The sequence below is a fragment of the Devosia sp. SL43 genome (assembly GCF_021729885.1).
Classification (GTDB): Bacteria; Pseudomonadota; Alphaproteobacteria; order Rhizobiales; family Devosiaceae; genus Devosia.
Genome location: NZ_CP063401.1, coordinates 1172804 through 1188378, shown reverse-complemented (window position 1 = coordinate 1188378; position 15575 = coordinate 1172804). Strand labels below are relative to the sequence as shown.

The following is a 15575-nucleotide window of genomic DNA, read 5'->3' as shown; positions in this document are numbered from 1 at the left end:
GCTCATGCCGGCAGGGAGGTTCGAAATGAAACGTGTGATGATGACGGCTTTGGCCGTCGCTGCTTTGGCGACGCCTGCTATGGCCAAGGATGCCTGGTGCTATAGCAGCGACGATGGCGAATATGCCTGCGAGTTCCAGCCGCTGGATGGCAATGGCAGCTTCGAGATTTCGGCCAGTGGCAAGCCGACATTCCAGCTTTGGATCGACAGCCCGGGCGTGGCCACGGTCGGCGCGACGTTCGAGGCCGGCGGGCGCTCAGTGGCGCTGCCGGGCACCTATTATCGTTCGAACGAAGACCCGGCCTGCTGGGTGAGCGACGCCACCGATACGGAGATCTGCGCGTGGTAGGTGAGCCTTTTGCCGTCGATATCGGCAAGGCGTCGCTGGCGGGTCTCGAAGAAGGTGACGGGCTGGCGGTGGTGTTTTTGCATGCCGGCGTCTGCGACAAGCGCATGTGGCTGAGCCAGATGGAAGCGGTCGCCGATGCCGGCTGGCACGCCATTGCCTATGACCGGCGCGGTTATGGCGAGACATCAAGCGAGGACGAAGCGTTCAACCATGTCGACGACCTCGAAGCTTTGCTCGAGGCGCTCGATGTGCATGCGGCGGTGTTCGTCGGCTGCTCGATGGGCGGCGGGCTGGCGGTGGATTTCGCGCTGAAGCATCCGGGGCAGGTGATCGGGCTGGTACTGATCGGCACGTCGATCACCGGCGCGCCGTGGCATGCCAACGACACCGAGCAGATGATCGAGGCGGCCGAAGAGGACGCCTATGAGCGCGGCGACTTGGAGATGGTCAACCGCGTGCAGGCGCATGAATGGCTCGACGGGCCGCGGGCGCAAAGCGGGCGGGTCGGCGGGGCAGCGCGGGAACTGTTTCTCGACATGAACGCCATCGTGCTGGGCAAGCCGGAGCTGACGCTGGAAGAGCGGCGGCCGGATGCCTGGCGGCGGGTGGCGGAGGTGGCGGCGCCGACATTGCTCATAGTGGGCGACCAGGATTTCTCGGCGCTCATCGATCGCCACGAGCACCTGTCGGAGGAAATGCCGAACGCCTTTGCGGCAGTGCTGGAGGATGTGGCCCATATCCCGAGCATCGAGCGGCCGGACCTGGTCAATTCGATGCTGCTGCAGTTCCTCGACGCCATCGAAGGCGGTGGGGACGAGGAAAGCGATGAGGAATCAGAGGATTAGTGCGGGCTGTGAGTGCTCGGTTCGCGTGCTGATTCAACCGGTTGATGGATTGATTCAAGCGATTGAGAACCCGATTCAACGTGTGGGAAAGTTGAATCGGATTCTCTCGTTAAGGCTTTGATAAACCAAGCATTTCACCGCGAGAGGTGTCGCTAAGCCGCGATGATCCCCTCGAAGTGCTGGTCCAGTTGCGCGGTCGGCAGGTTGGTCAGGTCCTTGTTCAGCTCTGCCACCACGGTCTTCCTCACGGCGGGCGAGATGGCCTTGCGCAGGTCGCCCAAGGCGATGGGTGCCGCGGCGATCACCAGGCGGTCGAATTTGCCCTGCTGCTTCTGGCGGTCGAGCGTGGCTGCGACGGCTTTGACGAACTCGGTCTCGCGATGTTCGACCGGGTCGGTCTTGGGCGTCATGCCGCCACCATAGCTGCCGCCGCCGCTCTTGCTGCCGGGACGGTCGCTGACGATCTCCTGAGCCTGGAGCGGTTCGATAGCCCAGTCGAGGCCCTCGACCTGCTTGAGCCCTTTGCCGGGACCGGTGTGTTCGAGGACGCGCGCCTGTGCGCCGTCGGCGATCAATACCCAGGTGACGGTCTTCTTCATGATTGAGCTCCTGCTAGTCTGGTCGAAAGGTCCGCGCCAGAATTGGCGCACCTTCACCAACGCCCTCGACGACAAAAGGTTTGCTCTGCCCATCAGCTTTGCAAGGTTGGCAGATCACAAACTCTGATTGGCTGGTGTCGGCGGGCCCTGATATCAGGTTGCCTTTCAGCACCCTGGGGGTGCGGAGTTTTTTCGATGTCACTTCCCGAATCCGCCGCGCCCGAGGCCATTGCACCGGCCGACGTGGCACCAGCCCGTCACGTCAGCAACGATGGCCGCAACGGCGTTTTGGCGGCACTGGCCGCCTATACGCTGTGGGGCTTCCTGCCGCTGCTGTTCCGCGCCATCGAGGGCGCTGGATCGGTAATGATCGTGGCTGAGCGGATCGTCTGGTCGCTGCTGCTGCTGGCCGGCATCCTGGCGTTCAGCGGGGGCTTCGCCGAGGTGCGGGCCCTGTTCGCGGACCGGCGGCGCGTGCTGATGACGCTGCTGTCGGCGGTGCTGCTGGCGGGCAACTGGTTGCTCTATGTGTGGGCGGTGGAAAGCGGCCAGGTGCTGGAGGCCAGCTTTGGCTATTTCATCAATCCGCTGGTCAATATCGTGATGGGCATGGTGCTGCTCGGCGAGCGGCAGAACCGTCTGCAGACGGTTTCCATCGTCATCGCAGTCATCGCCATCGCCATCCAGGCGATTGGGCTGGGGAACATCCCCTTCATCGCCCTGGGGCTGGCGCTGTCGTTTGGCTTCTATGGCTATTTCCGCAAGACGGCGCAGCTCGGCCCGGCCAGTGGCCTATTCGCCGAGACGGCGATGCTGGTCCCGGTGGCGCTGATCTATGTGATCTACAACATCATGACCTGGGGGCCGGGCATCCATGCCGATCCGTTTTCCTTCACCCTGATGGTGCTGACCGGGCCGGCGACGACCATTCCGCTGCTGCTGTTCGCCTTCGCGGTGCGACGGCTGCGGCTGACCACCATCGGCATGTTCCAGTATATCGCGCCGTCGATCCAGTTCCTGCTGGCGATCACTCTATTCGGCGAACATCTCAACGGCCTGCGCCTGCTCAGCTTTGGGCTGATCTGGATTTCGCTGCTGGTGTTCAGCTACGACAGCTTCCGGCGGCGCGGCAGGGCGGCGATGGCCTAGGAGGCGCGCCGCAAGGTGCTCGTGGCAACCCAGCCGGCGATCTGGTCGGCGGGCATCGGGCGGGCAAAGGCATATCCCTGGAGATAGTCGCAGCCCAAGTCTGCCAGTATTCGGGCGTGCTCCATGGTTTCGACCCCTTCGGCGACGACACCGATGCCCAGCGACTTGCCGATATCCACGATGGAGGCCACGAGCCGGCGGTGTTCGGGTCCGCGAACAACCGGATCAACCAGCTGGCGATCGATCTTGAAGCGCCGGGGGCTCAGCTTGAGCAGGCTGACGATTGAGGTATGACCCGTGCCGAAGTCATCGACGTCAAAGCTGATGCCCAGTTCCCGCAGACCGGCAATGTTCCGCGCGATAGCACTATCGCATTCGTCGAGGAAGATCGATTCAAGGAATTCAAACGAGATCGTGCCTGGCTTGATGTTCAGGTCGCGCAGGCCCGAAATCAGATTTTCGTCATTCAGGCGCTGGAACGTCACATTGACCGAGACGGAGGGAATATCCAAGCCGGCCGCGTGCCAATGCTCCATATCCCGGATAGCCTGAAGGAGTACCTGCTGATCGATGATCCGCAGCACATCGAGATTTTCCGCGATCTTGAGAAAGCGGAATGGAGCGATCAGGCCATCGGTCGGGTGGTTCCAGCGCAGCAGGGCCTCGACCCCCACGATGTCCAGGGTCCTGGCATCCACCAGCGGCTGATAGTGCGGGATGAATTCGTTCTGTTCGATGCCGCGCAGAATGTCGTCGGCAATGCGCTTGTTTGAGCTGATCTCCTCCTGGAGGGCCTCGGAGAAGAATTCGTGCCGGTTCCGGCCCCGACCCTTCGCCTGGTAGAGCGCCACGTCTGCATTGATCAGCACCCGTTGGGCGTTGAACTCCCCGCCGGCTTCGACTGCAATGCCGATGCTGGCGCCGAAGCGGCAGAGATGGCCCTGGTAGGGAACCGGCTGCCGTATCCTGTCGATAATCGTGTTCGCCAGCGTCTGCAGCCGCTCGGTTTCGAGCTCGCCGATCCAGGCGACGACGAATTCGTCGCCGCCCACACGCGCCGCAAACTGGTCAGGGCCGATGCAGTTGCGCAGCAGGTCTGCTACGTGAACAAGCATGGCGTCGCCGGCAATGTGGCCGAGTGTGTCGTTAATCTGCTTGAAGCCATCGAGATCGATGTGGAGCAGGGCCATGCCGCCGGAGGACAACCGTGACTGGCTTGCATGGTGCTCGAGCACCTCGTCGAGATAGCGTCGGTTCGGGAGCCCCGTCAACGCATCATGCAGGGACTGGGTCTCGATGCGTTCCTTGGCGACCTCGAGCTCAACATTGCGGGCTTCGGCCAGTTCCTTAGCGGCGTACAGGCCCTGGGTCAGTGCAACTTCTTCAGTCACGTCCCAAATCACGCCGATCACCCGTGGCCCGGCGTGCTGGTCTTCAAAGAGAGCTCCGCGCGACCGCACCGTCCGCACCTCGCCATCGGGTCTGACGAAGCGGAACTCGGATTCGAAGCTACCATCTACCTGAGCGCGTCTCGGTCCTTCAAGCACCTTGGCCACGTCATCTGGATGCAAAGCTTCGATAAAATCCGCCACGCGCAGGGGCGACCTGTTGCGAGGAACTCCCGAGACCTCGTATAGCCGATCGTTCCAGTGGATTTCGTCGGCGTGCTGTTTGGCCTCGAACACGCCTAACCGGGATGCTTCGAGCGCCAGCTCCAGTCGGCGCGAAAGATCGAGCACTTTCTGCTCGGCAACCTTGCGCTCGGTGATATCGGTATCGGTTCCGATCCTGCGCGTCGCGGTGCCGTTGGAGTCCCATTCGACGGCCGCACCAACGCTGGAGATCCAGATATAGTGCCCGTCCTTGTGACGTTCCCTATACTCGAAGCCGTTGTAATCCTGCGCGCCGCTACCCTGCCGTTCGATCACATCCCGCACGCGGGCCCGATCATCCGGGTGGAGCCGATCAAGCCACGCTTCGTAGGAAAATTCGATGGGCTCGTCCGGCGCATAGCCGCGCATCTGCTTCCATCTTGCAGTGCCCTGGGTTTGCGGACGACCGAGGTTCCACTCCCACACGCCCTGGCCAGCGCTTTCGAGCGCATAGTTCCAACGGCGCTCGCTTTGTTCCAGTTCGGTCTTTGCCTGCTCCAGCGCGGTGATGTCGGTGGCCTCGACCATCAACTGGACGACCTCGCCATCGCTGCCGAAAATCGGCGTGATACTCAAGTCACTCGTATGGGTGGTGCCTGCGGCGCTCCTCTGGCCAATCTGCAGTTGGACGTACTCACCCGCCGCGGCGCGGTGCACCGTATCCTGGACCCGCGCCCTGTCGACATCGTTCAACCACCAATGGCCTTCCCAGAAATGGAGTTGCCTCGTCTGTTCGGGGGTCAGCCCGGTAAAGGTATAACCCCTTGGGTTGGTTTCGATGTTCCTGCCGTCGGGTTCGAGCAACGCAATGAGCCGGCGTGTGCTTTCAAACATCGCGCGGAACTTTGCTTCGCTTTGGCGCAGCGCCAGTTCAGCGGCCTTGTTGGCCGTCACGTCGGACAACACGGCATGACAGTAGCGTTTGTCGCCGACCTCGATGATGCTGGCATCGATGTCCACGTCGATCAGTTGGCCATCCTTGCGCCGGAACACTCGGCTGCCCAGAAGAGGCTGGTTCAGGCCTGATGCTGCCTTTTGGGCGAACAGGATGCGCAAGGCGTTCTCATCGGGGTCTGCATCCCATTCCCAGGGATGCAGACCGATGACTGCGGATGGCTCAAGACCCAGCATTTCGGCGAAGGCACGATTGGCCTGGACGACCACCAGGTCGTTCATCTCGATCAAGACTATCCCCTGGCGCGAAGCTTCGACGGCGACACGCTTCAGTTCGGTCGCCTCGTGCAGGGCCCCGTTGACCAGGTTTCGCTCGGTGACATCGCGGATGGTGCTGTAGGCGAAGTGTTTCCCGCCTGTTTCGAAGCATGAGAGATTGACCTCGATCTCGATCAGGCTCCCGTCCTTCCGCCGCAGCAGGGTTTCAAAGATGGAGGTTTGGTTGCCGAACGATTGTCCGGCTCCCTGCAGGAAGGCAATGATATCCAGCTTGCTGGTTCGGGCGTCCCAGTCCCACGGATACATGCCGACAACCTCATCGACATCCCGCTGCAGCAACTCACCGAACGCCCGGTTGGTCTGCACCACCGCCAGGGTCTGGAGGTCCAGGATGACGACACCGTCGCGGGAGGAGTCCAGCGCCAGTTCCAGACGGCGCGACAACTGCATCGCCTCCAGGTCTGCGTTCTTGCGATCCGTGATGTCGGTATCGGTGCCGATGACACGTGACGGCTTGCCGTCGTCGCTCCATTCGACGGCCGACCCCAGGCTCAGGATCCAGATATAGTGCCCCGATTTGTGGCGTTCGCGATACTCGAAGGCATTGATCCAGAGCCCCTGCGAGTCCTGCTTCCGCATCTCATCGAGCACGCGGTCCCGGTCATCCGGATGCACCCTGCCCAACCAGGCGTCAAAGGCGCTATCAACCTCTTCATTGGGCTCATAGCCGCGCATTTGCTTCCAAAAGCGCGAATAGTGAACCTTGTTGGCCCGGACATCGCAGTCCCAGGTACCTTGTCCGGTGCCCTCAAGCGCAAAATCCCACATGCCGGCCTTGTCCAAGGCGGAACCTGGCTGGACTTGAGGAGTTCGGCGCACGGCAGCGCCTCTGGTGGCTGTCGCGTTCATTTCTTGAAGTCCATCATTGGATGGTCAGACTGGCGAACCTGATCAAGAGCAGGCAGGTACCTGCTCGCCCTCAGTTGAGGTGGGACTGCACCGGAGTCCTGTTCTGGGGTTCGCACGACTAGCGTCCTCTATGATCCATTCTGGATGTCTTATGAAGGCCTGGCTCACTTAATACCGGGTTAAGCGGTTGAAAGGATTGGATGAACTGCCAGGCAACTGGAGGCTGTCGTGTTTCAAGGATACTATTGTCACCCTTAGATTTTTTGTCTGCAGGGGCCACGAGAAAATAGATTCGGTACGCGAATTTAAGGGCGGGGCGTCTGCGTGGTCTAGGCATGCGTCGACAGGCTGCCCCCGAGGATCAGGGCGGGCCTCACTCTGACACTATCGAGGCCTGATGCCACGTTCCCTGGATCACTTCGGCGATTTTCTCGAACATCGCGCCGAACGGCGTTGCCTCGCGCCAGACCAGCGACAGCAGCCGGCCGGCTCCTGGCGAGACCAGCCGGTGGATGGCAATGCGCGGGTTGGTGGCTTCCTTGCGCAGGGCGATCTGCGGCAGCAGGGTGACGCCCTGGCCGTTGGCGACGAGTTCGACGATGGTCGAGAGCGAGGTTGCGGCGAAGGTGCGGGCGCCGGGATCGCTGTCAAGGCGGCAGGCAGCGATGGTCTGGTCGCGGAAGCAGTGGCCTTCGTCGAGCAGCAGGACACGCTCGGGGGCGAGGCTAGCCAGCGATACCGGCTCGCCCGCCGGTTCGCCGCTGCTGGTGGCCAGCACAAAGGGGTCGTCGAACAGCGGTCGGCTGACGAGGCGCGGGCCGTGCTCGGGGGCGTCGGTGCCGATCAGCGCCAGATCGAGGCTGCCATCAATGAGCCCGGCAACAAGGGCCTCGGTTCGGTTCTCGCTGAGGGTAAAGGTCAGGTCGGGGAGGTCACGTGACAGGGCTGGATAGATTTCCGGCAGGAGATAGGGGGCCACGGTAGAGATCAGGCCGAAACGCAGTGCGCGATCTGGCTTGCCTTGCCGGGCAAGAGCGAAGGCTTCCAGAGATTCGGCACTTCTTATCGTCGCTTGCGCCAGATCAACGAACTCGCGCCCAAAGGGCGTTAGCCGTATGCCAGATTTGAGTCGATCAAAGAGCTGGGTGCCGCAGACTGCCTCGAGGGCGAGAATTTGTTGGGATAGCGCGGGCTGTGAGACGGAACACGCCTCGGCGGCGCGGCCGAAGTGGCCCGACCGGGCCACGGCCACGGCGTAGCGCATCTGTTTTATGGAGATCGTCACAATAACTTCTTCCTATCGTAATCGGAAGAATAATCGATTGGCCTAATGGATGTCACCTCCCTATAACGCAATCAGCAGCAAGCAGGAGCCTCATCATGGACGAAATCCCGACCCCTACCGACGCAACCCCGGGCGACGTCAGCAAGCCTGCGGGGCAGTGCCCGGTCGATCATGGCGGCAAGGGCCGCGCCAACCGGGACTGGTGGCCAAAGCAGCTCGATGTCTCGGTGCTGCATCAGCATTCCGGCCTGTCCAATCCAATGGGCGAAGCCTTTGACTATGCGGAAGCTTTCAAGAGCCTCGATCTCGCAGCGCTGAAGGCCGATCTCACCGCCCTGATGACCGATTCGCAGGAATGGTGGCCGGCTGACTTTGGGCATTATGGCCCACTCTTCATCCGCATGGCCTGGCACAGCGCCGGGACCTATCGCGTGGCCGATGGCCGGGGCGGTGGTGGGGCCGGGCAGCAGCGCTTTGCGCCGCTCAATTCCTGGCCGGACAATGCCAATCTCGACAAGGCGCGCCGCCTCTTGTGGCCGCTGAAGCGCAAGTATGGCAACAAGATTTCCTGGGCCGACCTGATGATCCTGACCGGCAACGTGGCGCTGGAGTCGATGGGCTTCAAGACTTTCGGCTTTGCCGGAGGTCGCGCCGACACCTGGGAGCCGGAGCTCGATATCTATTGGGGCAAGGAAGGTGAATGGCTGGCCGACGAGCGCTATAGCGACGGGCGCGAGCTGGAAAACCCGCTGGCCGCCGTGCAGATGGGGCTCATCTACGTCAATCCGGAAGGCCCGAACGGCAATCCGGACCCGGTCGCGGCGGCACACGATATTCGCGACACCTTTGCCCGCATGGCGATGAACGACGAAGAGACCGTGGCGCTGATCGCCGGCGGCCACACTTTCGGCAAGACCCATGGCGCAGGTGATGCCAAGCTGGTCGGCGTGGAGCCAGAAGCCGGTGGCATAGAGGACCAGGGGCTGGGCTGGATCAGCAAGTATGGTTCGGGCAAGGGCGGTGACTCGATCACCTCGGGCCTTGAGGTCACCTGGACCAATACCCCGACCAAGTGGGGTAATGGCTTCTTCGACAACCTGTTTGGCTTCGAGTGGGAGCTGACCAAGAGCCCGGCGGGCGCCAATCAGTGGACGGCCAAGAATGCGGAGGCGACCGTGCCGCATGCGCATGATGCCTCCAAGCGCCTGGCGCCGACCATGCTGACCACCGATCTCAGCCTGCGCTTCGATCCGGAATACGAAAAGATTTCGCGCCGTTTCCATGAGAATCCGGATCAGTTCGCTGATGCCTTTGCCCGGGCGTGGTTCAAACTGACACACCGCGACATGGGACCAAAGGTGCGGTATCTCGGCCCCGAAGTGCCGGCGGAAGACCTGATCTGGCAGGACCCGATCCCGGCGCTGGATCATGAACTGGTCAATGACGCCGACATTGCTGCGCTCAAGGCCAAAATCCTGGGTTCCGGCCTCAGTGTTGCGCAACTTGTCACTACGGCCTGGGCCTCAGCTTCGACCTATCGTGGCTCGGACATGCGGGGCGGCGCCAACGGCGCGCGCATCCGGCTGGCGCCACAGAAGGACTGGGCTATCAACCAGCCAGAGCAGCTCGCCAAGGCCCTGGCGACACTCGAAGCCATCCGCGCCGAGTTCCAGGCTGGTGGCAAGAAGGTGTCGCTCGCCGACCTGATCGTGCTGGCCGGTGGCGCCGCCATCGAGAAGGCGGCGATGGATGCCGGGCTCGCCCTGGCGGTGCCGTTCACGCCGGGCCGCATGGATGCGACCGAGGCGCAGACCGACGCGGCCTCGTTTGCGCCGCTGGAGCCGCTTGCCGATGGTTTCCGCAACTACGCTTCCGACAAGTCTTGGCTGGCGCCGGAGAATGCGCTGGTGGACAAGGCGCAGTTGCTGGGCCTGACTGCGCCGGAAATGACGGCTCTGGTCGGTGGGTTGCGCGTGCTCAAGGCTGGCCTGCCTGCGCATGGTGTGTTCACCGCTCGTCCCGAGACGCTGAGCAACGACTTCTTCGTCAACCTGCTCGACATGGGCACGCAGTGGAAGCCGTCTGCCGGTTCGCACGGCATCTATGAGGGACGTGACCGCGCAACGGGCGAGGTCAAGTGGACCGCCACGCGCGTCGACCTGATCTTCGGGTCGCATTCCGTGCTGCGAGCGCTGGCGGAAGTTTACGGCCAGGCCGATGCGAACGGGAAGTTTGCAAGCGACTTCGTCGCCGCGTGGGTCAAGGTGATGAACGCGGATCGCTTCGACCTGCGCTGATCGCTGTGATTGCTGGATATGCAGAGCCCCGGAGACAAACTCCGGGGCTTTGCCTTGCCTGTTGCGACTCCTAAAATTTGAATCAAATCCGGCGACATAACTTCAGCGCACGCAAGAAGTCCTCCCGCATCGTCAAGGCTCAAGGTTTGCGGCAGAAGCCGGGAGTATGACGAATGAGCGAGCTTGACGAAGGGCAGCGGGCGTTTTCGAGCTTCCGCGTGCTGAATGGCGAGGACAACCACTCCGAGCGCGAGCAGTTGTTCCGCAACATGGCTCAGCTCTTCAGCTATGTGTCGGATCGATGCGACGACGAGCAGGTCGCCCAGTATGACGAAGTGCTGTGCCAATTGGCCGAGCTGGTCGAGGTGGAAGCACGGGTGCATGTGGCCAAGCTCCTGGCGCCGCTGGAGCGGGCGCCGGGTACCGTGGTGGTGAAGCTGGCCAATGACGACAATATCGAGGTGGCCAAGCCGCTGCTCGAATTCTCCAACGTGCTGTCCGACGACGATCTGATCGACATTATCGGCCGCCAGAGCGAGCAGCATCGCGTGGCTATCGCTGGCCGTACCAGCGTGGCCGAGCGCGTCGGCGAGGCCATTGTCGAACATGGCGAGAAATCGTCTGTTGTCCGACTGGTCCGCAATTCCAATGCCGAATTCGACAAGGCGACACTGGAAAAGCTGGTCGAGCGCGCCACCAAGGACGCCGAAATCGCCGCCGATCTACGCGGTCGTCCGGAGATCGACTGGAAGTCGCTTCGCGGCGAGATCGACTCGGTGGCGTCCAAGGTTCTCGAGCATCTGGGGCAGGTTAACCGCGCCATCGATCCCGTGGCGGCCGGCAAGGTCAATGCTGTGGTGTATAACCGCATGCGCAATCGCGCCGGCTTTTCGGCGACCGAATGGAAGGTCGCCTATAACCAGGTCAAGGCGCTCAGCGACCGCAAGCAGCTCGACGACCGGGCGCTGGCTCGCTTCGCCCGCTTCGGCTACGGCCACCATGCGGCCGCCGCGTTGACCGTGATGTTGCGGGTTGGGCCGGAGGTGTTCGTCAAATGGCTGGCCGGGCAGGACTATGTGGCGATCACGGTTGCCCTCAAGGCCGCCGGGCTGTCGCCCGACCTGTTCGAAGCCATCGTGGCGACACTGCCGTGGCGCGACCTGCCGACCGACGCAGACAAGAAGATGATGGTCAGCCGCTTCGAGGCCATCGACAAGGACGAAGCCAGCGGTATCTTCGAGCTGTGGCGCGCCCATGCCTTTCGCAAACGCGCGGTGAGTGAAGAGCGCCAGGCGGTTGTTGCCTAGTCGCGCTCGTCGTTCGTTCCAATCCCAATCGTCACCCTCGGGCTTGACCCGAGGGTGTTTCACTTTATGAGCACGGAAAAGTGCAGAGCCTTGGGTCAAGCCCGAGGGGGCGAACTGTTCCAGCTGCCAACATCCCACTAGACCATCGCTTCGACTACATATAAAGATATCTTTATATGACGTGAGGCGTGATGGCTGAGCTGGCGGAATTGGTGGGTGTGCTGAAGGCGGCGGGTGAGGGAACCCGGCTGCGGCTTTTGGCATTGCTCGCCGATGGCGACCATTCGGTCAAGGACCTCACCGAAATCCTCAAGCAGAGCCAGCCCCGAGTGTCGCGGCATCTCAAGCTGCTGGCCGATGCCGGCCTGATCGAGCGCAATGCTGAGGGTGCCTGGGCCTATTATGGGCTGGCGCAGGACGGCGATGGTGCGGCGCTGGCACAGTGGCTGCTGTCGCGCATCGATGCCGATGATGTGGAGCGCCGCCGCGATATCGAGCGGCAGGGCATGATCCGGGCGGTGCAGCAGGCGCAGGCGACCGAGTATTTCGCCAAGGTGGCCGGCAGTTGGGACCTGCTCAAGACCCTGCATGTGCCGGAGGAGGCCGTGGAAGCCGCAGTGGTTGCTGCGCTGCGTGGCCGGACGGTCGAGACCCTGATCGATCTGGGCACCGGTACAGGGCGTATGCTCGAGGTGCTCGCTGGTTCATACAAGCGTGGCATCGGCCTCGATTCGAGCCGCGAAATGTTGGCGGTGGCACGCTCGCGACTCGCTGCGGCCGGTATCGGCCATGCGCAGGTGCGGCTGGGCGATATCGGCGATCTCGACACGGCGGTCGGTCCGGCCGATGTCATCGTCATTCACCAGGTGCTGCATTATTTCGACGATCCGGGCCGAATGCTGGGGCAGGCCAGGCGCCTGCTGAAGCCGGGTGGGGAGATGATCATCGTCGACTTCGCTCCACACGATCTCGAATTCCTGCGCAGCGAGCATGCCCATCGGCGGCTCGGCCTGTCGCAATCGCAGATGAGCGGCTGGGCCGCTGCCGCCGGCCTCGATGTCGAGGCGGTGCGCGAGTTTCCAGCCGAAAACAGTGAACGTGGCCTGACGGTCTGCCTCTGGCGCCTCAGCGACACCCATCCGAACGGATAGACCATGCTCGAAGACAATCTCCGCGCCAGCCGCCAGACGGCCGACCATCGCCCAAACCTGCAGATCTCCTTCGAATTCTTTCCGCCCAAGACTGACGTCATGGAGGAGAAATTCTGGGATACGGTGCACAAGCTCGCCCCGCTCAAACCGCGCTTCGTCTCGGTGACCTATGGCGCCGGCGGCACGACGCGCGAACGGACGCTGCGCATGGTCAGCTCGATCAAGGCCGATACGGGCGTTGACGCGGCGGCGCACCTGACCTGTGTCGGCGCAACGCGCGAAGAGGTGGATGCTGTGGTGCGTGGCTATCAGGCTGCCGGCATCACGCGCATCGTTGCCTTGCGTGGAGATCCGCCGGAGGGTGTCGGGCAGCCGTTCACGCCGCATCCGGGCGGCTATCAGAATGCCGCAGATCTGGTCGCCGGCATCCGCAAGATCGACGACTTCGATATCTCGGTCTCGGCCTATCCTGAAAAGCATCCCCAGAGCCCGAGCTGGGATGTCGAAATCGACAATCTCAAGCGCAAGCTCGATGCCGGTGCCGATCGCGCCATCACACAGATGTTCTTCACTAACGCCGATTACCTGCGCTACGTCGAACGCGCCCGCGCCGCCGGGATCACTGCGCCGATCGTGCCGGGTATCCAGCCCATCCACAGCTTCAAGCAGATTGCCAGCTTTGCGGCGAGCTGCGGCACCTCGATCCCGGCCTGGTTGGCCGAGCGGTTCGATGGTCTCGACGAAGAGCCGGAAACGCATGCGCTGGTGGCTTCAGCGGTGGCGGCCGAGCAGGTGACCGAACTGCTCGACGAGGGCGTGACAGAGTTCCACATCTATACGCATAACCGCTCGCCACTGGCGCTGGCGCTGGCGCGTATCCTGGGGCGGCGGCCTGACGCTGACGCGGCTTGATCGCCTCGATTAACCTTGCGTTCACCATGATCTGGTGCCATGAGGCATGCCGCCCGGTGATCGGGGAGCCTGAACCGCGTCATTCAGGTTCCGTTCAGCCGCCGGGTTGCAATGGTCGGGATTGTGCCATTTCACAAAATGGCCATGAAAATCCGGCTCTGTCGCCCATTGGGGCGGAGCTAAATGGGACGTATGACATGAAGATCGACCGTCGTGTAACCAATGGCCTGGCCTGGGCCGGTGTGCTCCTCGTCGTCGGCGTTCCGACCGCCGACCTGTTGTCGGCGCAGTTCATGGGTGATACCGCGCAGGTGGTGGCGCCAGTGCAGGTTGCTTCAGTTGAGCGCATTGCGCCGATCCCGGCGCCGCTGAGCCAGCGTCCAGCAGCGCCGGTGACGCAGGTTGCAGCTGTCGCACCGGCCAAGCCCGCCGCGCCTGTGGTGATCGCTGAGCCGGTCGAGCAGGTTGCTGTCGTCGCCCCGGCAAGGCCCGCAACGCCAACTGCCGCTACGCCAGCCAGCCAGAACGGCGGCGCCGTGGATGCGTGGGTCAGTTCCGGCAAGCCGCTGCCCAGCTACATCACTGGAGGTGCGCAGCCCGCACAGGTTGCCGCGACACCGCCGGTCCGCCAACCAATCCTTACTGCGCCGGCCACCCAGTCGCCTGCCACGCAGCCGGCAGCCATCGATCCGGTGCAGGTCGCGTCCATTGCCCAGCCCAAGACGGCGCCGGTGCCGATGCCCTTGTCCATGCGGCCGCAGCCGATTACAGCGACGCCCGTCGCTGTGGTGCGCCCCAGCGGCCTCGTCGTGGCGCCCAACGCAGTGGGCCCCCTGCCTCCAGCCGATGTCACCGCCGCTGATCTTGAAGATTGGGAAAGCGGTCCGCTCTCTGAGTTTCTCGCGCAGCGTCAGGCCCAGTCCGGCCAGGTGCAGGCCGATCCCAATTACGACGACGACGGTTTCTTCTTCGATGAAGGTCCGAACGGCCAACCGCGCCGTCGCGATCGCCTGATCGGTCCGGCGAACACCTACTTCTTCCCGTTCGTGAACTGACGTAGGTCGGCCATGCGCCCCGCGCGGTAGACCGCCAGCCTATCCTTGCGTATCCTGCTGGCCCAAATCACGTGGGGTGTTCGATTCCGCGCGATGCAATCTAGAGGCGCTGCCGGTCCATTGCATGCGCAACCCTGAAGAGACAACCGACATGTGGCAGCGACTGTCCGACTTTGTCGGTTCATTCAGCCATCGCACCGGGCTGGCGGGTTCGCTGGCCAATGCACTCGACCCGGACACCTGGCTGCCCGGCGGCCGGGACGCTGCGTTCACGCTGGCGCTGATTGCACTTGCCGCCAAGATGGCAGTGGCCGACGGCGTGGTGACAGCGTCCGAGGAGCGCGCCTTCCGCGCTACCGTCGAGATAGCGGCAGGTCATGAGGAACAGGTGGCGCGGGTGTTCAACCTCGCCAAGCAGGATGTGGCCGGTTACGACGCCTATGCGCGCAAGGTCACGCGCTTCTTTGCCGATACGCCCGAGACGCTGGAGCATGTGCTCGACAGCCTGTTTTACATCGCCACCGCCGACGGCATGGTGCACGAGGCGGAACTCGACTACCTCAAGAATGTCAGCGACATCTTCGGTTTTGACGAGGTGCGCTTCGAACAGATGGCCAGTCAGCATGTGCGGCTGGAAGCCGGTATCGACCCCTATGCCGTGCTGGGACTGGCGCCTAACGCAGCACCGGAAGAAATTCGTCGCGTCTATCGCCTGCTGGTGGCCGAGCATCACCCTGACCGGCTGATCGCCAGGGGCGTGCCGGAGGATCTGATCGATGTGGCGACGGCGCGCATGAAGTCGATCAACCTGGCCTACCAAGCGCTGACCAAGCCCAAATCCGTGGCGCTGCTGACGGCCGAACCGACCAGCGCTTGACGCCGGGGCACCAAC

General features: G+C 62.9%; 11 protein-coding genes and 1 pseudogene. 9 read left to right on the top strand and 3 right to left on the bottom strand.

Annotation, left to right across the window (positions count from 1 at the left end; all coding sequences use genetic code 11):
* The first annotated feature begins 25 nt into the window (after nt 1–25).
* Both IM737_RS05845 and IM737_RS05840 read left to right on the top strand, forming a co-directional pair.
* Nucleotides 26–349, top strand: coding sequence for a hypothetical protein (locus tag IM737_RS05845; RefSeq protein WP_236898982.1), 324 nt, complete (start codon nt 26–28; stop codon nt 347–349).
* Complete coding sequence (locus IM737_RS05840; protein WP_236898981.1) at nt 343–1194, top strand: alpha/beta fold hydrolase; 852 nt, start codon at nt 343–345, stop codon at nt 1192–1194. The genes IM737_RS05845 and IM737_RS05840 overlap by 7 nt, the downstream gene beginning before the upstream one ends.
* 152 nt (nt 1195–1346) lie before the next feature.
* Here the strand turns inward: IM737_RS05840 and IM737_RS05835 are convergent, their stop codons facing one another.
* Entirely contained in the window at nt 1347–1793 is a 447-nt protein-coding gene (locus IM737_RS05835; RefSeq protein WP_236898980.1) for a host attachment protein, read from the bottom strand.
* 195 nt (nt 1794–1988) lie between these two features.
* Between IM737_RS05835 and rarD the strand changes: the two genes are divergently transcribed.
* Complete coding sequence (gene rarD / locus IM737_RS05830; RefSeq protein ID WP_236898979.1) at nt 1989–2942, top strand: EamA family transporter RarD; 954 nt, start codon at nt 1989–1991, stop codon at nt 2940–2942.
* Here rarD and IM737_RS05825 read toward each other — a convergent pair.
* On the bottom strand, nt 2939–6595 hold the full coding sequence (locus IM737_RS05825; RefSeq protein ID WP_236898978.1) for a PAS domain S-box protein: 3657 nt from the start codon (nt 6593–6595) through the stop codon (nt 2939–2941). The two genes, rarD and IM737_RS05825, sit on opposite strands and share 4 nt — an antisense overlap.
* Nucleotides 6596–7049: 454 nt before the next feature.
* Complete coding sequence (locus IM737_RS05820) at nt 7050–7961, bottom strand: hydrogen peroxide-inducible genes activator (RefSeq protein ID WP_236898977.1); 912 nt, start codon at nt 7959–7961, stop codon at nt 7050–7052.
* A gap of 104 nt (nt 7962–8065) precedes the next feature.
* On the opposite strand from IM737_RS05820, the gene katG reads away from it, so the two are divergent.
* From katG to IM737_RS05790, 6 genes and pseudogenes are all read left to right on the top strand, one after another.
* Nucleotides 8066–10258 carry a catalase/peroxidase HPI gene (katG, locus tag IM737_RS05815; RefSeq protein WP_442874193.1) on the top strand — a complete coding sequence of 731 codons (2193 nt, stop codon included), beginning with the start codon at nt 8066–8068 and terminating at the stop codon, nt 10256–10258.
* 173 nt (nt 10259–10431) lie between these two features.
* On the top strand, nt 10432–11565 hold the full coding sequence (locus tag IM737_RS05810) for a DUF2336 domain-containing protein (protein WP_236898975.1): 1134 nt from the start codon (nt 10432–10434) through the stop codon (nt 11563–11565).
* Nucleotides 11566–11756: 191 nt separating this feature from the next.
* Nucleotides 11757–12716 carry an ArsR/SmtB family transcription factor gene (locus IM737_RS05805; RefSeq protein WP_236898974.1) on the top strand — a complete coding sequence of 320 codons (960 nt, stop codon included), beginning with the start codon at nt 11757–11759 and terminating at the stop codon, nt 12714–12716.
* A gap of 16 nt (nt 12717–12732) precedes the next feature.
* Nucleotides 12733–13628: pseudogene (metF, locus tag IM737_RS05800) on the top strand (methylenetetrahydrofolate reductase [NAD(P)H]).
* A gap of 197 nt (nt 13629–13825) precedes the next feature.
* Nucleotides 13826–14683: a hypothetical protein gene (locus IM737_RS05795; protein ID WP_236898972.1), complete on the top strand. Its 858-nt coding sequence runs from the start codon at nt 13826–13828 to the stop codon at nt 14681–14683.
* A gap of 124 nt (nt 14684–14807) precedes the next feature.
* Nucleotides 14808–15560, top strand: coding sequence for a molecular chaperone DjiA (locus tag IM737_RS05790; protein WP_236898971.1), 753 nt, complete (start codon nt 14808–14810; stop codon nt 15558–15560).
* Nucleotides 15561–15575: the final 15 nt, after the last annotated feature.